We start from the raw sequence: 23,313 nt of genomic DNA, 5'->3' as shown, positions 1-23,313 counted from the left end.
CAATTCCAGTCGTCTTAGTATCACGGCGGCTTGCCCGAGCTCATCAACGACGCGGTCCGGTTTGGTTGGAGTCACGGGAACAAACATCGCACGTGGGAGTTGGGGCGGTCTGTTCGTATTGAGACTTTCATAATCTTGGGAGGGGATATGTCACGTGTCTTCAACCTTGGCTTGCCGGCGCTGCTTGGCGCCGCCGCGGTCACGCTTACCGCTGCTTCCGATCCTCTGCCGCCAGATCTGACCTATCGTCCATTGCCAAGCCTGCCCTTTTCTGCGGTGAAGGAGAATGACGAAGCGCAAAAACCCGCCGTGATCGAGCGGCAGCGCAAGTTGCTCGAAAGCCGTTACAACCTGGCGGACCGGCCGATGCGGGGCGTCATGATGTCGGGCGGCCGGAAAGTGGTGCAGGAGGGCGTCAGGGTCAAACTCCCGGCAGGCGAGACCTGGGACAGCCTGGCCGCCAAGACTCCCCAAGAAATCCGCGACCGTGGTTTGTTGCCGAACGGCTTCCTGCCGCTGCCGCACGTCAAGCAGGCGACCGGAGGCCAGGTCTTTCCGGAAAACCAGATCAGAGAGATCGGCGCCGATGAAGGGCGCGATCTGCGGCGCTTCGACGTCGATTTCGACCTGCCCGACTATCTTACGCCGGAATTTCCACCTCCGATATTCCTCACCACGCATCCCGAACTGGGGGATGTGTCGCGCGGTGATCTGCTGACGATCCGCAACTTCTACGAATATATGAACGGCATCATCACACCCGTACAAATGGAAGGACTGCGTCTGCTGCTGACGCCCTTCCCGCAGGAGGAATTCAATCAGACCGAGGACAGAAAGGTCGCGATGCAAAGCATGGGTGTGGCATGCCTCGACTGCCATGCGAATTTCCATACCAACGCAGCCTTTCACCTGACGCCGGACGTCCGGCCACAAGCCGAGCGCTTTCGGCTCGACACAACCAGCCTACGCGGCCTGTTCAATCAGCAGATTCATGGCTCCAAGCGCTCGCTGCGCTCAGTCGAGGACTTCACGGAATTCGAGCAGCGCACCGCCTACTTCAACGGCGATCACGTGAGCGCCACCCGCAAAGGGGTGAATCTGCCCGACCGCACGAACCAGGTGGCGATGATGGCGCAGATGCAGAATATCATCGATTTTCCGCCGGCGCCGAAGCTCGACCCGTTCGGGCGGCTTGACCCGGCCACCGCAAGTGCGCAGGAACTCAAGGGCGAGCAGGTGTTCATGGGCAAGGGCCGCTGCGCCGAGTGTCATGTTCCAGGGTTGTCATTCATGGACAACAACATGCACGACCTGAAGCTCGAGCGGTTCTACAAGATCGGCGAGACCTTCAACGACCAGGTCGCCATACCGGATGGGCCGATAAAGACCTTCACACTGCGCGGGATCAAGGATTCTCCGCCCTATCTGCATGACGGCCGCCTAATGACGCTTGGCGATACCGTTGAGTTCTTCAACTTGGTGCTCGGAACGAAGCTTGACCAGCCGGAAAAGGATTCACTCGTGGCTTACCTGCTCACTCTCTGAACGAGCGAAAGAGCCGCTGCCGGGGGCCCGCCTTCGGCGCGGAATGGAGGACACTCATGCGTGCTGCCGCAATCACCTTCGCCGTGGGGCTGTCGCCTTGTTGTGCGTTGGCGCAGATCGGCAATCCGGCCGGCCTTGCTCCCGACACGAGGATGGAGAAGCCCGGAGTTCCAGCGCCGAACCAGACGAATTATCAGGATCGGCTTTTCGCCCAGCTGGTCACGGCTGGCGGCAGGGCCGAGGTGGAACTGGGTCGGCTCGCGGCCGAAAAGACAAGCCATGATGGGGTGAGCGCATTTGCAAATCGAATGGTCGAAGATCACGACGAGGCAAATAAACAGCTGAAATCCGTCGCGGACAAGAGCGAGATTCCGCTTCCCGAAGAGCTCGACCCTGATCATAAGAAAATCCGCGCTGATCTCGAAAAGCAGGACGGCGTCGCGTTCGATCTTGCTTATCTGGCGGCGCAGATCCTCGACCACCAGAAAACAGCGCAGCTTCTGGCTTGGGAGATTGGCTCCGGCGAAGATCCAGAGCTCCAGCACTTCGCCTCAGACAACCTACCAAAGGTGCTCGAGCACCTCGATATGGCGCGCACGCTGCACGCGGAACTGGCGGGACAAGCCTTGCTCGCAGCGGAAGCGCAAAAGAGCAAATAAACTGCCGGCCACATCTGCAACGTGAACAGTGCTTACGATTGCACGCGAGCCGCCAAACGCGTCAATCTTAGCTGTTGTGGCCATTCGGCGAGCTCCGCCTGTCAAACGGCCCTTTAATTGCGGGTGGTTGTCAATCCGGATCTCGCACTGCCATCGCCGGGGTCATGGTCCTTTCCGAGGTCGAGTGCCTCATGATGATGTTCGGGTCGGGCGCCTCAACGTTTCCAACGAGATGCAGATGAACTGCTGTCAGCCGTTTGACCGAGGTCGCCGCAACCACCGTCCCGGCGGGGGACATCACGAGTTCCGCAAAGGGCCCGCGATTGGGATCGAGTGCGGATCTGTTACGCCATCTTTTCGCTGCCCCACTCGAAGCTGGTGCCGTCGACCCAAATGCAATGAAGCAGAACCGCGATCTTCCGTGCGACCGCCACCTTTGCCTTCTTCAAGCCGATCCGCCTCGACAGACGCATCCCCCAGGCTTTCAGCGTGGACCATTTCTTCGTCCGGTGCAGGAGGACACTGGCTGCTTCGTAGAGATAGGTTCGCAACAGTCGATCGCCCCAGCGTGAGACGCGGCCATTGATATCCGTTTCGCCGTCGTCTTCACGAGCGAGATGCCGGACTTGCCGATCGAGCTTCTCCTGTTCACAGCAGACCTGCTCGTGGACAGATAGAAGGGCCTGAACCAACGACCGAAGCGGATGCCCGTCAGCAACCAGCTCCCAAACCTTTCGCCGGAACTGTGACCCAATCGATCGACTGAACTGCAGCCCGTATTCCTTCAGCATGGACCGTGTCTGGTTTTCGAGATCGCGCCGGATCTCAACAAGTCTTGACCGTGCGACGAGCATGGATCTGGTGGCCTGACTCTCCGCGCTTTTGACCTTCACTTCCCGATACCAACCGACGTGAACCAGCTCGGCCAGGCCGCGGGCATCGTTCTCATCACGTTTGTTCATTCGAACTGAAAGTGCCGCCTTCGCATGCCGAGCATCAATGCAGACGACCGGCAATCCGACCCGCTTGAGCTCATGCCAGAGCCAGCTGGACATGGCCCGTCTCGAATCGGATGCGCTCGGCGTGAGGTGCCCGTTTGCGGAGCAACTCGGTCAGTGCTCCCGGATCGGACTTCACCTTCCCTTGGAAGATAGGCCTTCCAGCATCATCGTCGACGCAAACGCTGGTCTCTCGCTGCGACACATCCAATCCGACATTGCTTCAGCCTTAGGATGGCTGGCGTATATTAGAAGCCTCTTGAAGAAGACACTGCCCGCACCAGAATCCATGGCATGGCTCGGGGAATAGGCATTGGTGACCAAGTGGCGATTACTGCCACGGTTCGAAGGCGGATAACAGAGGACCGCGTAAGCGTCTCTATCCCAGGTTACGAGTTCCCACATTCCATCATCGACCACACCAAGGTGAACCGAGGCCAGCAAATTGACCTGAAAGGCGAGGTCACGCGCATCGACGAGGACATCGACGGTCGACCTCGGGCCACTAGTCACGGTCGACCGTGACAAGCGAGAAATATCGGCCGCCAAAACGACCAAAGGCACTTGTCGATGCCCCGGATTAGAACCGACAACATCGCCACAGGCTATAAGGGCAGGCCGCATGACGGGCCGGTAGAGGACGAATCGAAGCACTTTATCTACTGCCCAGTCTGCGGCCAAACGTTCGACGCGCGCGATCTTGGACAGGTGTTCCACCACGCTGAGCCGCAGCACGAGCCGCTTCCGGTCGAGCAATAGTCCACTAGTTGAGCTCCGGCGGCAAACCGACGTTGAGACCCTTCAGCGCCAGCGACGTACGTTGGATGAGAAAAGGGTGCTGCGTGCACCGCGCCTTCCCCGCGCGCCGATGTTCCACCTGGACCGCAAAAAGTCCCGCCGCACTGCCGGAACGGCGGGACCGATCAAACGCTTTGCACCAGGCGGGGGGATGCGGGGGGTGGGCTTGCCAGGTGAGCGCGGATCGTAACCAACCCTAAGCGCAACAGCGGCAACGCGTCCACCAACCGCCGGTTGGAGCGACAGGACGATTGAGCCGCCGGCAGGTCAGGTCATCCCGGGTCGCTATCGCTCGCAACCAGACGGTAGCGGAAATTGTTGCGGATGTGGTCGTTGAAATAGCGGCCCTTGGCGAACGCGGCCCGGAACGCGGCAAAGGTTTCCGGCGGTACCCCCTCAAACTCGTACCGTTTACCGCTGGCGACGAACCACACCGAGAGGGTTCTTCTATCCAGATCATATTCCATCTTGCGGATCGAAGTAGATGGCATGAGCACCACAGGCCGAGGCCCGCGCCCTTGCGGGGAGCGCGGGCCGATCGGGATACCGATCTGCAGCAATACCTGGAGGGGAGGGTTCGCTGCGTGCACCGAACTTTCGCGGCGGTCCCGTGTTCCCAATCGAGATACACAAAAAGGTAGCTGCACCTTTCGGCATCACGCGCACGTTGGATTTCTGAGAAAGCGCGAGCGTCAATACTAACAATGCGGCTGGTCTCGAAGAAGCCGCCCATGACATTGCCGCTCAGGCGTCAGCCAAATGGGATTAGTTGCGCAGCATACTCATCCGGCGTGGGAGGGACACATGCCGATCCACCGAAAAGCTGAAGAGGCAGGCGTCTTCAATCCATCCGAACTCGCGTTGCTGGGCCGCGTGTTCGATCGGCTCAAGTTCGAAGGTCAATCTGAACAGCGGCGCAAAGCGCTGGCGTCTCGTATCCTTGCAAACTACACCGCTGGAATTACACACGAGGAAGAACTTGTTTCAACGTCGAAACTACCGCTGGCGCGCTAGGGAGTTGGCTCCGCCATTGTGTGGCGGGCCAGATCCCGCCGCGAAGGTGCGCCTGGCTTTTTGGCGTTTGCGGGCGTGCGCTCGTCAATCTAGAAACGTTGAATGTACCGCCGTCGGGCCTTTGCCCGCACCAGGACAGACCGACGGGAAGACGTATCGGCTTGTAAGCCCAGCGGCCCGCCCTTTTCCACGGCGTCGGCGGCGTCATCGTCGAAACCCACCCTCTGGGCCGAAGCATCCTTCTGGCTGCTCGGCTTTGCCCTGTTGATGAGCGCTGCCGCGGCGCTGGCCGGCTTTGCCGATTTTCTTGGAAATTCAAGGGTGCGGTCCATCAATGCCGCGTGGCACCATATGGTCGGCAACGTCGTGGCCGTGGTGCTGGCGCTGGCCAGCTTCATCCTGCGCCTAAGCGCCGGTGCCGCCGAGGGCGCCTTGCCCTGGGGCCTGGCGCTGTCGACGATTGTCGTTCTGCTGCTCCTTTATACCGGCTGGAAAGGCGGGACGCTTGTCTACGAACACAGGGTAGGCGTCCATCCCGAAGAGGGTGAGGACGTCAACTCCCGCCCGGAACTATCCCGATAGGGTTGACGAATGGCCGACCTGCCGGGAGCCGTCGTCGTGGTCACCGGCGTTGTTTCGTGTCTTTGGGATTCGTCAAATACCAGGGAGACACCATGAGTTTTGAGTTGCAGAGCCAAGGGCTGGCGCAAGGCTCAACGCAAGCCAGTTCTAAACCGTAGCCTGTGGGAGGAACTGGAAGCCCTCGTTGCCGGCCGCGATATCACCTGGGAACGGGTGCGTGGCCACAATGGCGATCCATTGAACGAGGAGGTCGACCGGTTAGCCAATGAAGCTGCTCGGTCGGCTAGGTTCTCATAAAATGCTCATTGCTGTCGGATTGGCGTTCGCGTCCATTGTTGCTTTAGCCAGGCTGCCCAAGTAAACATCGCTCCCCGGGCCGCATCGTGTCCCACTCAGTAAGTGACTGTGACGACGACAGTGTCGGTGTAAACACCGGCCGACGGCATGGCCTGCGGAGGCACCCGGCCATAAACGGTCAAGGCTGGGGTGTCCGGTGCCAGTTCCCGTCACCATGCTGCCAGCCATCGACGCATCACCCCAAGGCTGAGTTCGGGCAATGTCCTTGTAGAGCCCGTAAGTCACGGTTCCGCCCCTTTGACAGTTGCGGCTGCGGGGGTGAACCGGCGGTCGAGGCTGCCCAGTTCCGGCATTTCGGCGATCAGGCTGCGGGCAACGACAGGACCGACACCCGGCACGGAGGAAAGCAGCTTTTCGTTGACCCGCCAGACTGGGGACTTGCGGATATGATCGTCAATGTCGCCATCGAGGCTCGCCAGCTCACGCCGAAGCGCGACGAGCAGCCGGTGGATGCTCTTTTGCGCCTGTTTCGCGATGACCGTGCGAGCACGGTTGTCCTCCGCCACAATCATCTGCACGATCTGACGCCGGCGGGCGACGAGCTCGGCCAGGGTCTCGGTTTCGGCGTCGCGCAAGGGCCGCAATTGCGGCTTGGTCGCAGCGATGAAAGCGGCAATGACGGCAGCATCGATCGGGTCGGTCTTGGCCCGCTTGCCGAGTGCATTGGCATAGGCGCGCACCTGCGCCGGATTGACCACAACAATCGCCAGGCCGGCGCCTGCCAAGGCGGCGACCGCCAGTCTCTCGAAGCTGCCTGTCGACTCCAATCCGACAACGGCCGGCGAAAGGGCTGCCAGCCGCCGAACCAGATCCTCCACCCCGGCGTGGTCATTCTCCACCGAGAACGCCTCGCCGGACGGCAAAACATGCACGTCGAGCCGATCCTTGGAAAGGTCGATGCCAACAATGATTTCCATCTTGTCCCATCCTTGCCTAATCGGGCTTCGCTTGCGGCCCAGGCGACTGTTCGGGTTCGATGGAACGGCGGACGAAGACCCTTGCTCTGTCACGGGCTCAAAGGCCCAAAGAGGGGTCGGTCTCCCGTCCGCCACCGCACCTGCCTTCATAGCAGAGTCGGCAAAAAACGATACACGTTGGCCTCCTTGGCAGCCGCCTCAAAGGCTGACGACCTCTTGGGGGAAGACTCTGTCCTCGAACGCGTCCACGCAGGATTGGACCACCTTGGTCCACTTCGGGCCCTTTGTGTCCCACCCATGAGTTCCTCGGCGGCTCCCTCGACGTGGCTGACCCCATTGCGAATGCCCGGACGTTTCGTCTTCACGTAGACCGGTGGAGAGAACCAGAGAGGACCCATAAGGGGGAACTTAGAGCGGCAAGAGCCCGCTGACCAACCCCGCTTTAGCCGCAGCTAAGGGAACGATGTAGGCCCTCGCAGGTTTAGAGGTTGCAGCGGGATTCTTCGTGGATGTGCAGCCGCTGTAGGGGGGTCCGTCGCCTCCCCTTGCTGGCGGCGGGCTCCTTTCGCGAAGGCGGTTTTGGTCAGAGACACCTAGAACCTTATACCGCATCCAATTTAGCTAGTTGTCATTGGGGGGAGTAATGTCCCCTCCTCTTTTGCAGCAGCCAGGAACGCCTTGCGGGCCTCCTCAGGTTCCATCTCGTCGAAAATCACGGCCATGCAAACGCGCACCGCGAGGTCCCAGCAGGGGCCACGCTTGGTCCACTTCATCAGCTCCTCGCCGGCTGTCTCGGCGTTGTTGACGTTGTGGATGATCCCGGGACGCTCGGTCTTGACGGGGACCGGAGGGTTGAACCAGTGGAGAGCCATGCGGTCACTCTTTGTCGACCTTATCAAGCTCCTCCAGCAAATACCTTTGCTCAGCCGGCAGTTCCCGTTCTACATGCAGAGTTAGCAGGTTGCGAAGGTAATTGCGGATTACCTCTGACTGGTGAAAATGGCGCAGGACGGCGCGCTTCCGTTGCGATGCCACAGCGGCTGAAGTTGGCTGACAGCTACTCGCGACAGTCGAAAGCCACGCAGAGGCCCATGGCAGTTGCTGCCTCGACGATCGCCTCGGTTAGTTCTTCGTCGGAGGGCACCAAATAAGGCGCAGTCTCCCGAGCTTCGCGTAGTGCCGCTTTGATCGAGACGGTGTCGCCACGGTCCGTCGCGGATGGTGCGAAGGCCGAGTTCGGCGCAGCCGCGGTAGGCGCCCAGGGCATGCAAATTATGCGAGGTCGCACGAATAAGATCGAGGCGAACCCCGTCCTTGCGCCGGTGCGAGGAGCACTCAAAGCCTGCCATGAAAAAACTGGCGAAGCGCGAAGCTTGCGGAACCGGAGCCTCCACCTGGTGCTCGTCCCTGCGCCCCACTTCGCTCATTCGAAGTCTCCTTTCAGCAGTCGGCTTCGAACTCGGCCGCCTTGTTAGGACCGGGAACCGCGTTGGCGAAATACCGCATCCAATCGGGCGCGCGCCATCGTCGTTGCTCAGTCCAGCTCGTCCTTGCGTGGCCGGGTAATGCCGAACCGATTGGTCGAGCCTTGTTCCTGTGGTGGACCGTCCGGAGCTGGGGGCGAATGAGGAACAAGGGGGGCCGTGCCAAGTTCGGGGCGATGTACCACCGCCGATCGACTCGAGCGGCTGCTCAGCAACAAGAGAGGCACGGGATCACATGACCGTTCAGATTCGACTTTCCGAGATCGACCACGCCAGGCGCGAGGATCGTGGCGACGGCGCTTGGAGCATCGCACCGGACTTGGGCTATTTGCGGCTAGCAATCGTCAATGTCGTGTTCTTCGGCGCACCGGGCAGCGGAGATCGGAACTGGGTGCTGATCGATACCGGGTTGCCGACGTCCCGCAGCAGCATTCTTGCGGTCGCGGAAAGGCGGTTTGGCACGAACGCACGGCCGGCCGCGATCATCCTGACCCACGGCCATTTCGACCATGTGGGAACGGTTCTAGACCTCGCAAATAAATGGGACGTGCCTGTCTTCGCGCATCCACTCGAGCACTCCTATTTGGACGGAACCGCATCCTATCCGCCACCCGATCCCTGGGTCGGGGGTGGACTGATGGCGCTGCTGTCGCCGCTTTTTCCACGCGGGCCAATTGATCTTGGCAACCGTTTGGAACTCTTACCTGCCGACGGATCGATCCCCGGAATGCCCGGATGGCTATGGTTACACACACCCGGGCACGCGCCTGGGCATATCTCGCTCTGGCGCGAGAAGGACCGTTCGCTGATCGTAGGGGACGCTTTCATCACCACCGGTCAGGAGTCAGTCTATGAGGTCGCCGTTCAGGATCTTGAGATGCACGGTCCGCCGCGCTACTTCACGCCGGACTGGGATGCGGCGGAAAGATCCGTGAAGCACCTGGCTGCCCTGAACCCGCAGATGGTCATCAGTGGACACGGTGCGGCTGCTGCGGGAGTGGGCATGCGTCACGCTCTTGACAGCCTGGCTGAGCGGTTCAGGGTGTTCGCCGTCCCGCCGAAATTGAAATTTGTGCGCGAGCCGGCGGCAGTCCAAGGTAGCTGAGGCTAACCGAGCCGCCGTCGTTCTGAAGTATGGTCAAGTTGGGCAGACTCTATTTCTCGAGCCGGTAGAGTTACCCGTCGGGTCGTGCCCCCTACCGTCGCCGACAAACTCTGACAAGCGGAACAAACCCGGAAGGCGCCGGGTTAGGGCGTTCGATCGGCGCAGGCGACAGCGGCCAAGCGCCCCGAAGTTCTGCGTCAGGAGAAGACGTCAGATGGAAAAGAGTACCCGAGGACGCGCCCTCTCCGCCGGCGAGCCGACCGGCAAGAAGTTGTTCGAGCCCACACGCGTCGGCATCCGCCGAGACTTGGCTTCGATTCGCTCAACCGTGGAGGAGACCAAATGGCAAATCTGGCAAGATTGGCGATCGCCATGCTTGGCGTTCTGGCATACCAAAATCGCGACAAGCTCTGTGAATTGATTCCGGGAGCCGGGTATCTTAACCCAAACGACCCGCAACGCAGAATTCTGGCTCAGATAACGAATGGCGTGTCGAGGGCTGACCTTGGTGAGATCCTCGACCGGTTCAGGGAGGTGGGGGCAGGATCGAAGGTCGACTCGTGGGTTGGCAGCGGGCCAAACCAACCGATCGAGCCAAGGGACGTCGAAGCGGCAATGGACGAAGGTACACTCACGTCCATTTTGATGCACACGGGTCTTTCGCGCGACGAGCTAATCAGAAGGATTGCGCGGGATCTACCCGAGACAGTCAACGAGATGACGCCGAATGGTGAATGGCCGCCTGAGCCGACACAAGGCTTGGATAAGTCGACCCTGCTCGACAATGTATCGTAGGGGACGCAGCCAGGAATGCAGCCGGCCAAGGCGAGATCCAGTACTCTACACCGGGGAATCCAATTGCTCGGACGCACCCAGTTGGACAGCCCGCCAGCCGCAAGTTACCGGCCTTGGGAAGGCTCGTCGGTCGTGTCCCATCAGGTGGTGTAGCTCGGCGGTTACGAAGCCGCTCGCGAGCGCGCCGTCAGTAGCGAGTGGGGCGGCCGAGGTCGCGGGGCAGCGGTGGTCCAAGCATCGGGGGCTTGGGCTTGATCCCGGAATAGTCCTTAGACAGCCTTTCAATTGCCTCCGTGGTTGGCTTCCGCTCAGTGTTGTAAAGCTCGTCAGCCTGCTCTTTGATGCGCAGCGCCGGTCCCTGCAGCGCCATCATGGTGACGCCTAGAACGGTGCCGGAAGCAACAGCTGCAATGGCGACAATAATGCTGCGCTTGAAGCGCACAGCGCGGCGAGGCGAGGCCCGCAGCTGCAGCTGTTCTGGATCGAGTTTCGGTGTAGCATCGGAGCGGGGAGTATCCGTCATGGACCGCATCCCGTTCATCGAGATCTCCAGCCCCACACGATCTGAGAAGGCGGCCGGAAGATGGGGCAGAAGTCGGGTGCTCCGCGTTAAGTGAAGCACGGCAACGGAGGCACGCCTTGCGAAGCTCGCCGGTCACTGTCGTGTCATGTTCCCGTAGACCTCCGGAGTGCGCCACCGTCCGCCCATCACTTGGTTTGTCTTGGCGGGGCGGTTGCGGCAAGCGCGTCGGCCGACAAAGCGTCTGTTGAACTGCTACGCCCAGAATACATCGCCATCGCAGCGGCAGCGCAGGGCGGCAAGCGGCACCGCGACAAGGAAGCGGTCTGCCCACCATCAGGTTTCCTCCAAGCCCAGCTCCAGGGCTCGGCCGGACTTTGTCTCCCCACCTACCTTGCTATTGTGCAATGCGGCAGCGATATTGCTGCGTATGCGTTGCGCGGATCGAGGTCCATTCGGGCATCACAACCGGAGGCGGCTCGATTGCGAAAAAAATCCGATACGTCGCAAGTATCGCCGCGTTGTAAGCGCGATATGCGTCACATACTCCCAAACGTAGCGGGTCGAACCATCTGCAGACGCTGGCCGAGTTCGGTACCAAACCCGGCGCGTTGGGGGCCACGTTTTATCTTCCCGATGAACTGCCCAAAGGCGCTCCGCTCGTCGTCATGCTGCATGGCTGCACCCAGACTGCGGCAGCGTACAACCGTCACTCCGGATGGTCGCGACTTTCGGACGAAACCGGGTTCGCCCTGCTCTTTCACGAGCAGCAACGCGGCAACAATCCAAACCTCTGTTTCAAATGGTTCCAGCCTGACGACGCCAAGCGCGGTTCGGGCGAGGCGCTTTCGATCCGCCAGATCAAGACGATGGTCGTCACCCACGGTATCGACCACGGGCTTTTCGGCTGGAGGCGCAATGGCAGCGGCCATGCTGGCGACATATCCGGAAGTATTTGGAAGGCTGTGCGATATTGCCGGCCTGCCCTACGGCAGCGCAACGACACACCGGACGCGTTCGATAGAATGCGTGGACATGGCGGCCCGTCGGAACAGGATCTGCAACGAACTCCGCGGCGCGTCGCATCATCGAGGACCGTGGCCGAAGATCTCAGTTTGCCACGGCACCGCCGACCAGACGGTTTCGCCTTCCAACGCCGAAGCGCTCGCGAGCCACTGGCGGGAGGTCCATCGGGCAAAAGCGCTAACGCATCTTTAGGCTGCCGGCCAGCACGCAAAGCAAGTTTGGCGTGATGGCGCGGGAGAAGTCTTGATCGAGGTCAACATGATCGCTGGGATGGGCCACGGTACACCGCTCGGCAACGGCCTCGGCGCTCCGGGACCCTTTATGCTTGATGTCGGCATCTCTTCCACTCAGCAGATCGCGCGGTTCTGGGGCATCTTGGTAACGGAGAAGGGTGTCTCCACGACATCGAGGCCAGAGTTGCCTGCTCGCCAGCACGTGCCATCCCGTTTGGAGATACCAGCTATGGAAAAGGCGAAGACGGCGTCCTCGGAGTCAACCGCCACCCTCCAGTCCCCGCGTACTAACGCATCGGGCCAGCCGGGCGTGAAGAACCTCATCGAGCACGCCCTTCGGACAGCGGGCCTTATGCGCTAACCCAAGCGAGCGCACCGCCCCCACACGTCGTCCCTGCTTCCCCGCCAATAATAATGCGGCCCTTCGACCGGGAAATTTGGACCGCGTGATGGAAGCCGTCTCGAAGACCTCGGGCCTATTTGCAAGCACACTGTTCAAGGCCGCGATATGAACGCAACCCAGTGCAGTATGTTCGACGGCAATTTTTCAGCTTGCTGCCGCCGATCGTTTGAAGATGATGGTCACCTTCGTCCCTTTGCTAGCGCTAGAGTCGACTGCGAACTGCGCCTTGGCGTTCTCGGTCAGCGAGCGCGCGATCAGCGCTCCGAGCTTGCCTGGCTTGGGCCACGTCTCGCCTTCCGGCAGGCCGATTCCGTCGTCCGCCACTATAACCCGGCAGCCGTCGCCATTGACGATGCTGTGCAGCGTTATCGTGCCGCCGTCGCGTCCCCGGAACGCATGCTTTAGTGAATTGGTCAGCAATTCGTTCACGACCAGTCCCGCCGGCATGGCGACGTTTATTGACACGGGATATGTATCCACCTTCATATCCAGGCGGATCCCCTCGACTGCGTGCGAACTCATCACCGCGGACGCGATCTGGCTGAGATAGACGCCAAGATCGACCTCCTCCTTCGGCTCGTCGGCCGTTAGCGTCTGGTAGAGGATCGCCAGAGCGTCGACGCGACCGGCGAGCCGCTCAAACCGTCTCCGGTCGGCCTCGGTTGCGTTGCGGCTTTCCAGCCGGATCAGTGCAGTGATCATCTGCAGGTTGTTCTTTACCCGGTGCTGCAGTTCGCGTAGCAGCGTGTCTTTCTCGCTGACACGCTCCTCCACCGAGCGCTCATCTCCCGCCTCGCCATGGGCCGATACGTCGACCAGCGCCACCAGCCGGAAGCACATCTTGCCGTTGTCGTCCTCGATCACGTTGGAATAAACATCGACGATCGTCGGCTTATCCTCGTTGCGTTCCAGCCTGTAGGTGCCGACTAAATCGGTTCCCTCGACCACGGCCTCGGCAAGCGGCCGGTCCTTCTGCTCGTGGAGGCCTTTGCCCAAAAGGGCTGCCCAGTTTTCCCGGGTGAGCCTGGCGGCCATCAGGCCTGAGAGCTTCTCGAATTCGGGATTGGCGTAGACCACACGCTCCTCAGCGGCAAGGTCGGAAACGGCTATGGCGATCGGCACCTGGTCAAGGAATTTTTTGAACTGTTCGCTTTCCAGTGCGGTTGCAAGCTCAGGTGTATCAAGCAACTGCTCGACCGCCGCGGGCTTCTCTGAATCAGATGTCATTTGCGCGCCTGTTCCGTGCGTACAATATCAACAATGCAGCGCCCCCGCCATCGCCAAAGCTGGACACTGCATTTTCATGCGCCGCGTATAGGCCTCGAGGAACAAGTCGCCAGTCAGCTGGACTTCATGCGGGCCGAGAACGATAGCGTGAATGCGATCACGCAGATGACCACCGGCCAATTGAACCAGCTACCTGAGCATCACGATAGCTTATCTATCTTGGCCCGGCCCTGCCCCGGCCTTTTCAGACGTGCGCTGACGCGATGGTCGAGCCATATCGACTCGCCTACATCGTATGTTCACGACAGCGGAAATCGCCTGTGGGCAATGCAACCAGGCAGATCATCGAAGATTGCCCGGGACATCACGTCGCCGAGGGAAACCGGGCATCGTATTCGCATGCTGATGCGCGAGGTCAACCATCGCGTCAAATCAGTATTCGATCATCATTTCGATCCGCGAGACCAACAAGCGGGCCGAAAGCCCGGCCGCATTGGAAGCGCATTGTGTCACACATTTATGCCACTCCTTGTCAGGCTGACTTGGCCGCTGGCAGTGCCGAAGATATTTGGGCCGGCTGCAGTGTCGACCGTCTCCGCTTCGGCTATGAAGGAACTTGCAAGCCGTCCCTCGCAATTGCGGTCCACCTCAGCGGAATCGGGCTTACTTGTTCCGTCGGCGCTGCTTCGCTCCAGCTATAAAGAGGTATCGGTGCCTGCCGGAATCCTAGCCGGCGATGGTGACCGCCTGCTCGATGCGAAGGGGCAGGCCCACCGCCTTCATGCTGATGTGCCAGGTTCGCTGATTCATATCGTGCAGAATTCCGGTCACATGGTGCACCACAGCGCGTCCCAAGCCGTCCTTGCCATGATCCATACAGTGGTCGCCACGGCGGGAGCGAACGATGAAGCATTGCGGCGCACCCATGACTAGCCCCCCGCAACGCTACCGGTGCGACTCGCGGCTTGCTGCAATCGATGGGTGCCTTGCCGAGCTGCGCGGCAAACAATTTAGACCTGAGCCAAACATCCTTGTTGCGGTGTGGCTTCAAATGCGTACCGAACGTGGAGCCGCTTGCATGTAACCAAATTGCCGGCTCGGCGTTTCCTTCGACGCCGTTGCAACGGTCCCGCCCACCAACGCAAGCTTACAGAACACGAATTAGCGAGGCGATAGCTTCTTCCACAAGTATAGACTGGCAAATTCATGGGTCGTAATTTTCTGGTGATTGAACCTGAGGAAGGCATTGCCGTGCTCAAGGGGCTTGCCTCCTCGGCGCGTATCTCGATGCTGAAACTGCTGCATGAGAAGGGGCCGATGAATGTCAACGAAATCGCCGCCGTGCTGTCGCTGCCGCAGTCGACCGTCTCGACCAACATCCAGGTGCTGGAGGATGCGGGGCTGATCCGCACCGAGCACCTGAAAGCGAAGAAGGGCAGTCAGAAAATCTGTTATCCGACGGCCGAAGAAGTGCTCGTAGTGTTCAAGGGCGAATATCGTGCGGTCAAGAACGACGCGATCGAAGTGTCGATGCCGATCGGGCTTTACACCGGCTTCGAGGTTACCGCGCCCTGCGGCCTTTGTTCGCCGGACGGCATCATCGGTCTGCTCGATGTTCCCAACACTTTCCTCGATCCGGATCGTATGAAAGCCGGGCTGTTGTGGTTCACCCGCGGTTTTGTCGAATACCAGTTTCCCAATAATGCCAAGCTCGCCAATGCCGAGATCACCGAGCTCGAAGTGGCGATAGAGCTGTCTTCGGAAGTGCCGGGCACCAGCGCCGATTGGCCCTCGGACATCACGCTGACGATCAATGGCGTCGATGTCGGCACCTGGACGTCGCCGGGGGATTTCGGTGACAAACGCGGCGTCTTCACGCCGTCCTGGTGGAAACTCAAGGGTTCGCAATACGGCAAGCTCAAGAACTGGCGAATTGCCAATGACGGCACCTATGTCGACGGCCTCAGGATTTCCGAAACCGGCCTCGCCGCACTCGATCTGAAGAGCCATCATTCAATCCGCGTCCGTATCGGCGTCAAGGACGACGCCAAGCGCCCTGGCGGGATCAACATTTTCGGCAAGGGCTTTGGAAATTACGATCAGGACATCCTGCTCAGGATCAAAACCGGTTGATATCATCGATCCCGGTTTGAAAAATAGTGAACCCAATTTCAGCTGCTTCCTTTCATCTAGCCAACTCGCATCCAATGGTCAGACTTACGGCTATCTTGTCACCGGCGCTGAGAAACCGATTGGCACGACTGGTCTCACCGAGGAGTTCGAAGAGAGAATTTAAATGTATTATCTGACGACCAGCTTACCTTGATCCATTTTATACTCTCAACCTGCCTCGTCGCAGGCTTCGCCGACTGCCTACGTCATCCGCCTGGGACATCTAGCCCATCCGTTATCGCTTGACGACCATTGATCCGAAACGGCGACTGGCAGCACCATTGTGATGAGCAAGCTTAATCTGTGCCTTTCTTGGGTTTTGTCGGCGTCCGTCGGCAATGCGACCTGGACGAGGTGGGTAGCCCAGCGGCTACGATTGGATCACGTTCTCTAGGCTACTCTGGAAAGTATGTGCCGATCCAAGTCGCACTTGGCCAAGCCATATCGCCAGCGGTGGTTCGTCGTCTCGCGTCTGCTCTGGTAGAACAAAGTCAATTGCCGGCCTTCGATCATTACGGTCGAATGGCCATTCTCGCCGGGCTCACCAGGGTCGAGAACGGGGCCAACGGAAACGTAGGGACCCTTGACGTCATCGGCGATGGCGAAGAAGACGCGCTGCCGGCTGCCGCGCGGACCTTCGGGGAGGAAGCAGGTGGCGTTAAGAAGCACACGACCGTCCGGGAGCTCGACGAGCTGCGCGCCTTCGATCCCCCATTCGTAATCCGGGTGTTCGCGCGCATTGTGATGCGGCACGTCGAGATGATCGAGTATTTTGCCGAGACGTTTCCATGGCCCGAACCAGGAATCGGATTGGCTGCGCGCCAGATAGACATCAGGCTGGGGCACCCTGGTGAATTTGGGCATGCCTGAATAGACGATGTAGCGCTTGCCGTCGACGATTGCCGGATGGGGATCGTAGATGCCGTCCTCATCGGTGTCGGGCAGCGACAATATCGCCGGATTGAGCACCACCCAATGAAAGCCGTCATTGGAGACCGCGTGCTCGCAACGTCCGCCGGACTTCATGAATTCGGTCTGGATGAACATATGGAAGACGCCGCACTCATGAATGACGCCGGGCGCCGCAATGCCCGATCCGGTTACCGGCAAAACGATCGCCTCGTGCTCTGTCCAGGGTCCATAAAGATCCGGCGCTGTGGCGTGGAGGATTTTCCAGCTCTCGGTTGTGACGGTGCCGCTGGAGCCGAAGACGTGCCAGAGCGTGCCATCGAACACCGGACAAGGGTCCTTCAGATCATCCACCGCCTGCGGGTGAAACAGTGGAAAGACGTTGGTTTCAAAGTCGATCTTCATTCGCAAGCATTCCCGCGATTGTTTCGCGGACCCCTTTCATTTGGACCGTCTGCGTGACTCAGCCGAATCGATTCGCAGCCCTCATTTATAACTCCGCCCATGAACGGTTGTTGAACGATTGAACGATTTCAACCGTTCTGTGGCAATGCGCCACATTTTGGGTGAGGTCACGCACGGCGCGGGGCTTCAGCTTCTGGAGCGGCCATCATGTCAGCCGGATGCAGGGTCGTTCGGCTTGACCTTCTCTGTTGAGCCATGGCCGGAATGGAGCGGACCGCTGGCCTCGCCCGAGACAGTTTGGAACTATGGAACAACTTACTGGGATGAAAGTTATATAGATGGCTGGGAATTTCATTCGAAGCTGCCTCGATTAACGTATGTTAGCCGAGGCAATTTCTAATTGTAACGAAGGATTTCTATATGGAAATGGCGGTGGGCACCTCCCTAAAACCAAACACCACCGTACAGTCGTCAATTTTACTTTGCTTTTCCCACCTCCGATGGAATTTTGTATTCCAAAGACCGCAACAGATTCTGACCCTCGCCTCAAAACAGCAGCAGCTAATTTATTTCGAGGAGCCGATCTTCGACGAAAGGCGCCACGCTTCGACGCGGGTGAACGATGTTTCACCTACGATCAGAATTGTGACGCCGCTGATCCCAGTTGGTACTTCCGCGACCAGGGCGAACGCGATCCAGCGCAGGTTCGTCGATCAGATCCTCGCCTCCACGCCGCATGACCGATTGACGACCTGGTATTACACGCCCATGGCGCTACGCTTCAGCGATCATCTCGCCTGTGACGTCTGCGTCTACGACTGCATGGATGAACTCTCCGCGTTCAAAGACGCTCCCGCAGAGTTGACGCAGTTGGAAAAGGCGCTGTTGCAACGTGCCGATGTCGTCTTCACGGGCGGGCAGAGCCTTTACGAGGCCAAGCGAAGCCTGCATCGTTCGATCTTTGCTTTTCCAAGCAGCATCGACGTTGCACATTTCCATCAGGCGAGAGAGCCGGGTGAGGACCCACTCGACCAGGCCAACATACCTCACCCGAGAGTGGGGTATTTCGGGGTCATTGACGAGCGGCTCGACGTCGAATTGGTAGCGGAGACGGCTGCAGCAATGCCGGACGTGCAATTCGTCATGCTCGGCCCTGTGGTCAAGATCGATCCGGCGAGGCTGCCCACGGCAAGCAACCTGCATTGGCTGGGCGGCAAGTCCTATGCCGACCTGCCACGCTACCTCCGGCATTGGAGTGCCGGCTGGATGCCTTTCAAGCTCAACGAGGCGACACGCTACATCAGTCCGACAAAGACTCCTGAATTCCTGGCGGCAGGACTGCCGGTGGTTTCGACAGCGATCGTCGACGTCGTGCGCACCTACGGCGCCGAAGGCCTTGTCGACATTGTCGACGCCGAGGATGTCGAAGCCAAGCTTCGATCCATCCTGGCGCGTCCTCGCGATTTCCTGGTGGAGAAAGCCGACGCCTACCTCGCCGATATGTCCTGGGAGAAGACCTGGAATGCGATGGCGGCCCACATCCAGCGCGCCCACGCGATGAAGAGCGTCGTGCCGTTGCTGAGGGGAGCGTGAGCATGTTCGACTGGCTGATCGTCGGCGCCGGCTTCGCCGGCAGCGTGCTGGCGGAACGCATCGCATCGCAGCGACAAGAAAGCGTCCTGATCGTCGACAGACGAAATCACATCGGCGGCAATGCGTATGACTGTTATGACGAGGCAGGGATCCTGATCCACCGCTATGGGCCGCACATATTCCACACCAACGCCCAATCGATCGTCGACTACCTGTCGCAGTTCACCGAATGGCGGTCTTACGAACACCGCGTGCTGTCGCTGGTCGACGGAAAGCTGCTGCCGATACCGATCAACCTAGACACCATAAATCGCCTTTACGGCCTTAAGCTGACATCCGAGCAGCTGCAGGAGTTCTTCGCTTCCCGGCGAGAGACGGTGGAAGAAGTCCGCACAGCCGAAGACGTCGTCGTGAGCACCGTGGGCAGGGAGCTCTACGAGAAATTCTTCCGCGGCTACACGAGGAAGCAGTGGGGTGTTGACCCTTCCCAGCTGAGCAAGTCGGTGACGGCGCGAGTCCCAACCCGGACCGATCGGGATGATCGCTACTTTGGCGACACTTTCCAGAAAATGCCGGCAGGCGGGTATACGCGCATGTTCCAGCGCATGCTGGATAATCCCAAGATCAAGATCATGCTGCAGACCGACTACCGCGAAATTCGCGACAAGATCCCCTTCCAGCGGATGATCTATACCGGTCCGATCGACGAGTATTTCGACTGGAAGCTTGGTCGCTTGCCCTACCGTTCGCTGCGCTTTGAGCACACGACGCTTGATTGCGAGGAGTTTCAGCCGGTCGCCGTCGTCAACTATCCGCAGACGGAAAACTACACCCGCATCACCGAGTACAAGCATCTGACCGGACAGAAGAGTCCGAAGACCAGCCTGACCTACGAATACCCCTCGGACATCGGAGATCCCTATTACCCGGTGCCGCGGCCCGAAAACGAGGCGTTGTACAAGAGCTACGAAGCGTTGGCAGCGGCGTGCCCACAGGTCTGGTTCGTCGGACGTCTGGCGACATATCGCTATTACAATATGGATCAGGTCGTCGGGCAGGCTTTGGCGACGTTCGCGCGCCTTCAAAAGAGCATGCCGGTAAACGGCATCGGGCAGATGCCGAGGCAGCGCGAGGCGGCGGAGTGAACGATGCGCCGGGATTAAGCTGCATTCGCGGTGACCATTAACATTTGAGATGGCGCAAAGATCAGCCGAAGCTAATATGCCGTTGGAGGGGTCGTGCGTACGAGACGTTTCACAAAGCCGATAGTCGTTCAACCGGCCGGATCGATCGCGACAGGGTTGTTGTCTCGGTAACGGACGCGGCCGAGGTTCTGCTGAAGGATTGGCCGGAGCCGGCTTGCAAGCGTCGAGACTCGCAACAATCGAGGCGTGCCTTGCCGTCATGCGCGGTGAAAAGTCGCCAAGAGTCGCACGCGAGGCGATCATCGCTGCGGCCAAGGACCCCAGGATCTTTCTCGGTGGACAGATTTAGGCTTACCGCGTTGCCGATGCAGTTAAAGCGCGGCGCACTATCGGCGGGGCTATACCGCGCCTGCTGGCTCGTTGTCGAAGGCCTCGAACAATCGGCGTTGGCGCTCCAACTCGTCGGCAAGCGGCTTGTGAAGAGTGCGCGAGCCGTTCGCATGAATGGTGGAGAACAAGCCTACTTCGGCGTGGCGCGAATTGTCCCAACCGGGGTAGGCCGTCACCGGGTACAGGCATATGCCCTGAATAGGTGCGCCGAGGCTCATCGCATCGCGCACTTCGTCGCAAACATAATGGAGCCAAGCCGGCCGTCCCGACCCCTCGGCGCCGGTCTCGGCAATAATCATCGGCTTCTTGTAGCGCTCGTCGACCTCGACCAGCATTTCCGAAAGCGCCCGGTATTCGTGGTGTCCCATCGGTATCGTTGGCCCATTCAAGTACCATTGGTTGTGCGGATAGAAGTTGAGGCCTATGACGTCGACAAGGTCCTCGCTGCCACCCAACTCCGGCTCAGCGCGCCCGACCAGCATGTCGTAAGCCTCGAACTGGCCCTGACGAGCATTTTCGGCGCGCCGCCGCTCGGCGCGACTGCGGTCACGAGGAGCAATATGGATGAGCGGTTCAGCCCAGATGAACCTGCAACTGGGTTCGGCCTCCCGCATTGCTCTGATCCCGGCGATCGCTGCCCTGACAAGGTGGCGTTTGAACCATCCGCGCTTATTCTGCCCGGCGCGCGGGAAATAGCCGACCTCCACCGCCCACGCAAAGAAAGAAATTTCGTTGATCGGACACACCAGGGGAGCCACTCCGGTGGCTAAGCGATGAACCCGAACAGCTTCCGCGGCGAAACGGACATAGGCCTCGACAAAGCCGGGGCCACCTTGGTCGACGTGGTCTGGCGAACCATAGTGGAAGATATCCCAGATGACCTGCACCCCGGCCGCCTGGGCTGCTTCGATCACCAACATCCAGCTCGACCAGTCAAAGACTCCCGGCGCTGTTTCGATCAAGTGCCAGCGCAAGCCGTCGCGGATCGTGCGAAGCCCAAGCTCGGCACAGTGGCGATAGTCGCCGGATGCATGGGTGTCATGTGAGGTCGCACGGATCAGATCAAGGCGCACCCCGTCGGCACGTCGATGCGAGGAACACTCGAAACCAGCCATGAAAAAGCTCTCGATGCCAGAAGGATCTGCCGCGGGCCGACGAGCCGGTTCCTCGTTCATACCGGCATCCTGTCGGCCAGGGATGGCGCAAGTACTTGCGTTCGGCGACCGCCCTTTGCCAGGTTCGGTCGCCTCTTCGATTTCGATGAGGCTGCCGTCACGTCGAGGTGTTGGCCTTGCCTGGCGTTCACAGCCATGATTTCCTCGCGCAACACGGAGACGAGATCGGGCTGGTTGCGGTTGCGGCGCTCGTAAGCCAACAGCAGTTGCAAGCGCTCGCGCGCCACGGACGCGCTGCCGCGGCGCTTGAATATATCGAGCAGGTTCATGCTGCCCTCCTTCCCAACAGCCGGTCGAGGAGGCCCCTCCGCTCGAAAGGCAGAATGACCGGCAGGTCCTCGCCCTCGAGTCTTCTTGCTGCGTCGATACAGGCGCGTGCGGCGGGGTTGGTGTTTTTGCATAACCGGCGCGCCCACATTGGTGCGCGTAGTAGTACAATGCGGTTAGAGCCAAAACACGTGTGCTCGACGGGCAAGCGACAGAGGAAATGGCCAAATCCGAATTCGCCCATTGCGCTGCTCACGAAGATGCAAATTTCGGATTGGCCACCCCAGCAATGCGCGACCTCACGCGGCCTGCTGCATTGCCCGTTCGTTGACGCCAGTTTCGCCGAGTTGGGTGAGCGCCTCATCGGTGGCTTTTTCTTCTTCGAGAGTCTGTTCCAGAAGTGGGACTGCGTCTCGTAGGCCGAGCAAGCCCGCCCACGTCACAAGAGTGCCGTAGCGCGCGATTTCATAATGCTCGACCGCCTGGGCTGCAGCCACGAGCCCTGCGTCCAATGCTGGAGCGTCTCCGAATTCTTCCAAAATCTCCTGCCCCTCCTCGATCATGCCATCGATCGCTGGGCACGTCTTACCCTGAGCCCTCTTGCCAAACGCGTCGAAAACCTGCTGCAGGCGCTCGATTTGACCTTCTGTCTCGTCTCGATGCTTTTCGAACGCGGCCTTCAGCTCTTCGGACTCTGCGCCCTTTGCCATTTTCTTTAAGGCGGTCAGAATCTTCCGTTCGACGTAGTAGATGTCCTTCAGACCATCGTAGAAAAGGTCTTCCAAGCCCTTGGAACTGCCCTGTGATCTTCGCGTCGTCGCCATTCTCATCTCCTGTTGAAAGCTATCGATGGATGTACGGCTCTAACGAGGCCAGTGCCTTGTTGTTCCTTCACGATGGCCCCACTGACGCCGACTCATGGTGGCGAGCGGCGTCGCTTGCAGGTCATCAAGATGCGTGGGGCATAAATACGCGGCGGCTACCACGACTTCGTCATCCAGCCGGACGTCGTTACCGTCTTTGCGCGGCTGGTAGCCGCCGAGCACCCTAAAGCCGAACACGGCTCGCCGGCCTTAAGCGGAAATTCCGTGGACACTCTGATCGGCGGCCGCCTCGATCGGGGCACAAGCTCGCTCTTGATCGGCCCTCTCAGGTGTCGGGAAGTCCACCATCGCTTGCTGCTACTCTCACGCGGCGCTCTCAAGGCCGCCTCAAGGTGCGATGGTGGATCCGCGGTTCCGCGGCTGAGCAGGTTGTTTACCTCGACCGGCAGGAGCGAAACGGCCCCGCCGTGGAGCCACTGAAGCGGCGAGGCTTTGGAACGACATTGCTGGGAAAGGTAGTTGCCGTGCATTGCAATGCAAAGATCGAATTACACTACAACCCCGAGGGACAATCCCGAGGGCCTGCATTTCACCATGGCGTTGCCATTGCGCGAGCCAGGCTCGTGCCAGCATACTCCTGAGCGCCGGGTCGAACGCAACGTGGGAAGCATGCAGCTATGCCCCAGCAACCAATACTTGGTAACCAAATTGGCGGTTCGGCGTTTCCTTTCAACGTGGTCCACGGTGCACTCACGGTGCGGTTTTGCGGT

At 59.8% G+C, this 23,313-nt stretch carries 23 protein-coding genes and 4 pseudogenes; 14 read left to right on the top strand and 13 right to left on the bottom strand.

The window, feature by feature from the left end; genetic code table 11:
• Positions 1–147: 147 nt before the first annotated feature.
• Complete coding sequence (locus NKH91_RS12860; protein WP_023718734.1) at positions 148–1,545, top strand: cytochrome b6; 1,398 nt, start codon at positions 148–150, stop codon at positions 1,543–1,545.
• A 56-nt stretch (positions 1,546–1,601) separates the two neighbouring features.
• Positions 1,602–2,204 (top strand): DUF4142 domain-containing protein, encoded by a 603-nt coding sequence (locus NKH91_RS12855; protein WP_352885128.1) that lies wholly within the window; start codon positions 1,602–1,604, stop codon positions 2,202–2,204.
• Between the two features lie 344 nt (positions 2,205–2,548).
• Here the strand turns inward: NKH91_RS12855 and NKH91_RS12850 are convergent.
• The 3 genes and pseudogenes from NKH91_RS12850 to NKH91_RS12840 form a co-directional block, all read right to left on the bottom strand.
• Positions 2,549–3,413, bottom strand: a pseudogene (locus tag NKH91_RS12850) (IS110 family transposase).
• Positions 3,338–3,937 carry a hypothetical protein gene (locus NKH91_RS12845; protein ID WP_352885126.1) on the bottom strand — a complete coding sequence of 200 codons (600 nt, stop codon included), beginning with the start codon at positions 3,935–3,937 and terminating at the stop codon, positions 3,338–3,340. Before NKH91_RS12845 ends, NKH91_RS12850 begins: the two are co-directional and overlap by 76 nt.
• 335 nt (positions 3,938–4,272) lie before the next feature.
• A complete protein-coding gene (locus tag NKH91_RS12840) occupies positions 4,273–4,491 on the bottom strand; it encodes a KTSC domain-containing protein (RefSeq protein ID WP_023722567.1) in 219 nt (72 codons plus the stop codon).
• Between the two features lie 313 nt (positions 4,492–4,804).
• Between NKH91_RS12840 and NKH91_RS12835 the strand changes: the two genes are divergently transcribed.
• The 3 genes from NKH91_RS12835 to NKH91_RS12825 all read left to right on the top strand — a co-directional run bounded on the left by NKH91_RS12835 (position 4,805) and on the right by NKH91_RS12825 (position 5,893).
• Entirely contained in the window at positions 4,805–5,014 is a 210-nt protein-coding gene (locus tag NKH91_RS12835; RefSeq protein WP_352494308.1) for a hypothetical protein, read from the top strand.
• Between the two features lie 102 nt (positions 5,015–5,116).
• A complete protein-coding gene (locus NKH91_RS12830; protein WP_352885124.1) occupies positions 5,117–5,596 on the top strand; it encodes a DUF2231 domain-containing protein in 480 nt (159 codons plus the stop codon).
• Between the two features lie 99 nt (positions 5,597–5,695).
• Positions 5,696–5,893: an RNase H family protein gene (locus NKH91_RS12825; protein WP_084643096.1), complete on the top strand. Its 198-nt coding sequence runs from the start codon at positions 5,696–5,698 to the stop codon at positions 5,891–5,893.
• Between the two features lie 95 nt (positions 5,894–5,988).
• Here NKH91_RS12825 and NKH91_RS32375 read toward each other — a convergent pair.
• The 3 genes and pseudogenes from NKH91_RS32375 to NKH91_RS12810 form a co-directional block, all read right to left on the bottom strand.
• Positions 5,989–6,181, bottom strand: a pseudogene (locus NKH91_RS32375) (spore coat protein U domain-containing protein); the annotation flags it as partial.
• 35 nt (positions 6,182–6,216) lie between these two features.
• Positions 6,217–6,870 (bottom strand): annotated as a pseudogene (locus NKH91_RS12815) (IS110 family RNA-guided transposase); the annotation flags it as partial.
• Positions 6,871–7,487: 617 nt separating this feature from the next.
• Positions 7,488–7,742 (bottom strand): DUF982 domain-containing protein, encoded by a 255-nt coding sequence (locus tag NKH91_RS12810; protein WP_352484679.1) that lies wholly within the window; start codon positions 7,740–7,742, stop codon positions 7,488–7,490.
• A gap of 847 nt (positions 7,743–8,589) precedes the next feature.
• On the opposite strand from NKH91_RS12810, the gene NKH91_RS12805 reads away from it, so the two are divergent.
• Together NKH91_RS12805 and NKH91_RS12800 are read left to right on the top strand one after the other, a co-directional pair.
• Positions 8,590–9,459, top strand: a complete 870-nt coding sequence (locus NKH91_RS12805) for an MBL fold metallo-hydrolase (RefSeq protein WP_023722561.1) — start codon at positions 8,590–8,592, stop codon at positions 9,457–9,459.
• Positions 9,460–9,801: 342 nt separating this feature from the next.
• Positions 9,802–10,254: a YidB family protein gene (locus NKH91_RS12800; RefSeq protein WP_352885119.1), complete on the top strand. Its 453-nt coding sequence runs from the start codon at positions 9,802–9,804 to the stop codon at positions 10,252–10,254.
• A gap of 187 nt (positions 10,255–10,441) precedes the next feature.
• On the opposite strand, the gene NKH91_RS12795 is transcribed toward NKH91_RS12800, so the two are convergent.
• Positions 10,442–10,795, bottom strand: coding sequence for a hypothetical protein (locus NKH91_RS12795; protein WP_245278762.1), 354 nt, complete (start codon positions 10,793–10,795; stop codon positions 10,442–10,444).
• 647 nt (positions 10,796–11,442) lie between these two features.
• On the opposite strand from NKH91_RS12795, the gene NKH91_RS12790 reads away from it, so the two are divergent.
• Complete coding sequence (locus tag NKH91_RS12790) at positions 11,443–12,027, top strand: PHB depolymerase family esterase (protein WP_502895954.1); 585 nt, start codon at positions 11,443–11,445, stop codon at positions 12,025–12,027.
• Between the two features lie 16 nt (positions 12,028–12,043).
• Positions 12,044–12,394, top strand: a complete 351-nt coding sequence (locus tag NKH91_RS12785; RefSeq protein ID WP_352885117.1) for a hypothetical protein — start codon at positions 12,044–12,046, stop codon at positions 12,392–12,394.
• A gap of 186 nt (positions 12,395–12,580) precedes the next feature.
• On the opposite strand, the gene NKH91_RS12780 is transcribed toward NKH91_RS12785, so the two are convergent.
• Positions 12,581–13,663, bottom strand: coding sequence for a sensor histidine kinase (locus NKH91_RS12780; RefSeq protein WP_352494311.1), 1,083 nt, complete (start codon positions 13,661–13,663; stop codon positions 12,581–12,583).
• 33 nt (positions 13,664–13,696) lie between these two features.
• On the opposite strand from NKH91_RS12780, the gene NKH91_RS12775 reads away from it, so the two are divergent.
• On the top strand, positions 13,697–14,596 hold the full coding sequence (locus tag NKH91_RS12775) for an alpha/beta fold hydrolase (RefSeq protein ID WP_352589219.1): 900 nt from the start codon (positions 13,697–13,699) through the stop codon (positions 14,594–14,596).
• 273 nt (positions 14,597–14,869) lie between these two features.
• Positions 14,870–15,796, top strand: coding sequence for an ArsR/SmtB family transcription factor (locus NKH91_RS12770; RefSeq protein ID WP_352589216.1), 927 nt, complete (start codon positions 14,870–14,872; stop codon positions 15,794–15,796).
• 429 nt (positions 15,797–16,225) lie between these two features.
• On the opposite strand, the gene NKH91_RS12765 is transcribed toward NKH91_RS12770, so the two are convergent.
• Positions 16,226–17,149 carry a glycoside hydrolase family protein gene (locus tag NKH91_RS12765; protein ID WP_023717098.1) on the bottom strand — a complete coding sequence of 308 codons (924 nt, stop codon included), beginning with the start codon at positions 17,147–17,149 and terminating at the stop codon, positions 16,226–16,228.
• Between the two features lie 420 nt (positions 17,150–17,569).
• Between NKH91_RS12765 and NKH91_RS12760 the strand changes: the two genes are divergently transcribed.
• The 3 genes from NKH91_RS12760 (at position 17,570) to NKH91_RS12750 (ending at position 20,236) form a co-directional block, all read left to right on the top strand.
• Entirely contained in the window at positions 17,570–18,742 is a 1,173-nt protein-coding gene (locus NKH91_RS12760) for a glycosyltransferase family protein (RefSeq protein WP_023717097.1), read from the top strand.
• 2 nt (positions 18,743–18,744) lie between these two features.
• Positions 18,745–19,887 carry a UDP-galactopyranose mutase gene (gene glf, locus NKH91_RS12755; RefSeq protein WP_352589208.1) on the top strand — a complete coding sequence of 381 codons (1,143 nt, stop codon included), beginning with the start codon at positions 18,745–18,747 and terminating at the stop codon, positions 19,885–19,887.
• Positions 19,888–20,146: 259 nt separating this feature from the next.
• A complete protein-coding gene (locus tag NKH91_RS12750; RefSeq protein WP_352494395.1) occupies positions 20,147–20,236 on the top strand; it encodes a hypothetical protein in 90 nt (29 codons plus the stop codon).
• A gap of 49 nt (positions 20,237–20,285) precedes the next feature.
• On the opposite strand, the gene NKH91_RS12745 is transcribed toward NKH91_RS12750, so the two are convergent.
• From NKH91_RS12745 to NKH91_RS12730, 4 genes and pseudogenes are all read right to left on the bottom strand, one after another.
• Positions 20,286–21,452: a beta-glucosidase gene (locus tag NKH91_RS12745; RefSeq protein ID WP_023717094.1), complete on the bottom strand. Its 1,167-nt coding sequence runs from the start codon at positions 21,450–21,452 to the stop codon at positions 20,286–20,288.
• Positions 21,449–21,721: a cell division topological specificity factor MinE gene (locus NKH91_RS12740; RefSeq protein ID WP_023717093.1), complete on the bottom strand. Its 273-nt coding sequence runs from the start codon at positions 21,719–21,721 to the stop codon at positions 21,449–21,451. The genes NKH91_RS12745 and NKH91_RS12740 overlap by 4 nt, the downstream gene beginning before the upstream one ends.
• A pseudogene (locus tag NKH91_RS12735) lies at positions 21,718–21,831 on the bottom strand (septum site-determining protein MinD); the annotation flags it as partial. The pseudogene NKH91_RS12735 and the gene NKH91_RS12740, both read right to left, overlap by 4 nt.
• A 187-nt stretch (positions 21,832–22,018) precedes the next feature.
• On the bottom strand, positions 22,019–22,543 hold the full coding sequence (locus tag NKH91_RS12730) for a YciE/YciF ferroxidase family protein (RefSeq protein ID WP_352494317.1): 525 nt from the start codon (positions 22,541–22,543) through the stop codon (positions 22,019–22,021).
• Between the last annotated feature and the right edge of the window lie 770 nt (positions 22,544–23,313).

It is taken from the genome of Mesorhizobium sp. M0894 (assembly GCF_040319725.1).
In the GTDB taxonomy this organism is placed as follows: Bacteria; Pseudomonadota; Alphaproteobacteria; order Rhizobiales; family Rhizobiaceae; genus Mesorhizobium.
The sequence above is the reverse complement of the archived record's forward strand: the minus strand, read 5'-3'. Positions and strand labels throughout refer to the sequence as shown.

Excerpts from the sequence above, each read along its gene's own strand:
- NKH91_RS12800 (WP_352885119.1), top strand. The coding sequence starts at position 9,802 with ATGGCAAATCTGGCAAGATTGGCGATCGCCATGCTTGGCGTTCTGGCA.
- NKH91_RS12750 (WP_352494395.1), top strand. The coding sequence starts at position 20,147 with ATGCGCGGTGAAAAGTCGCCAAGAGTCGCACGCGAGGCGATCATCGCT.
- NKH91_RS12775 (WP_352589219.1), top strand. The coding sequence starts at position 13,697 with ATGCAGCGCCCCCGCCATCGCCAAAGCTGGACACTGCATTTTCATGCG.
- NKH91_RS12745 (WP_023717094.1), bottom strand. The coding sequence starts at position 21,452 with ATGAACGAGGAACCGGCTCGTCGGCCCGCGGCAGATCCTTCTGGCATC.
- NKH91_RS12840 (WP_023722567.1), bottom strand. The coding sequence starts at position 4,491 with ATGCCATCTACTTCGATCCGCAAGATGGAATATGATCTGGATAGAAGA.
- NKH91_RS12770 (WP_352589216.1), top strand. The coding sequence starts at position 14,870 with ATGGGTCGTAATTTTCTGGTGATTGAACCTGAGGAAGGCATTGCCGTG.
- NKH91_RS12765 (WP_023717098.1), bottom strand. The coding sequence starts at position 17,149 with ATGAAGATCGACTTTGAAACCAACGTCTTTCCACTGTTTCACCCGCAG.
- NKH91_RS12730 (WP_352494317.1), bottom strand. The coding sequence starts at position 22,543 with ATGGCGACGACGCGAAGATCACAGGGCAGTTCCAAGGGCTTGGAAGAC.
- NKH91_RS12760 (WP_023717097.1), top strand. The coding sequence starts at position 17,570 with ATGGAAATGGCGGTGGGCACCTCCCTAAAACCAAACACCACCGTACAG.
- NKH91_RS12740 (WP_023717093.1), bottom strand. The coding sequence starts at position 21,721 with ATGAACCTGCTCGATATATTCAAGCGCCGCGGCAGCGCGTCCGTGGCG.
- NKH91_RS12780 (WP_352494311.1), bottom strand. The coding sequence starts at position 13,663 with ATGACATCTGATTCAGAGAAGCCCGCGGCGGTCGAGCAGTTGCTTGAT.
- NKH91_RS12810 (WP_352484679.1), bottom strand. The coding sequence starts at position 7,742 with ATGGCTCTCCACTGGTTCAACCCTCCGGTCCCCGTCAAGACCGAGCGT.
- NKH91_RS12805 (WP_023722561.1), top strand. The coding sequence starts at position 8,590 with ATGACCGTTCAGATTCGACTTTCCGAGATCGACCACGCCAGGCGCGAG.
- NKH91_RS12795 (WP_245278762.1), bottom strand. The coding sequence starts at position 10,795 with ATGAACGGGATGCGGTCCATGACGGATACTCCCCGCTCCGATGCTACA.
- NKH91_RS12830 (WP_352885124.1), top strand. The coding sequence starts at position 5,117 with ATGTACCGCCGTCGGGCCTTTGCCCGCACCAGGACAGACCGACGGGAA.
- NKH91_RS12790 (WP_502895954.1), top strand. The coding sequence starts at position 11,443 with ATGCTGCATGGCTGCACCCAGACTGCGGCAGCGTACAACCGTCACTCC.
- NKH91_RS12835 (WP_352494308.1), top strand. The coding sequence starts at position 4,805 with ATGCCGATCCACCGAAAAGCTGAAGAGGCAGGCGTCTTCAATCCATCC.
- glf (WP_352589208.1), top strand. The coding sequence starts at position 18,745 with ATGTTCGACTGGCTGATCGTCGGCGCCGGCTTCGCCGGCAGCGTGCTG.
- NKH91_RS12855 (WP_352885128.1), top strand. The coding sequence starts at position 1,602 with ATGCGTGCTGCCGCAATCACCTTCGCCGTGGGGCTGTCGCCTTGTTGT.
- NKH91_RS12860 (WP_023718734.1), top strand. The coding sequence starts at position 148 with ATGTCACGTGTCTTCAACCTTGGCTTGCCGGCGCTGCTTGGCGCCGCC.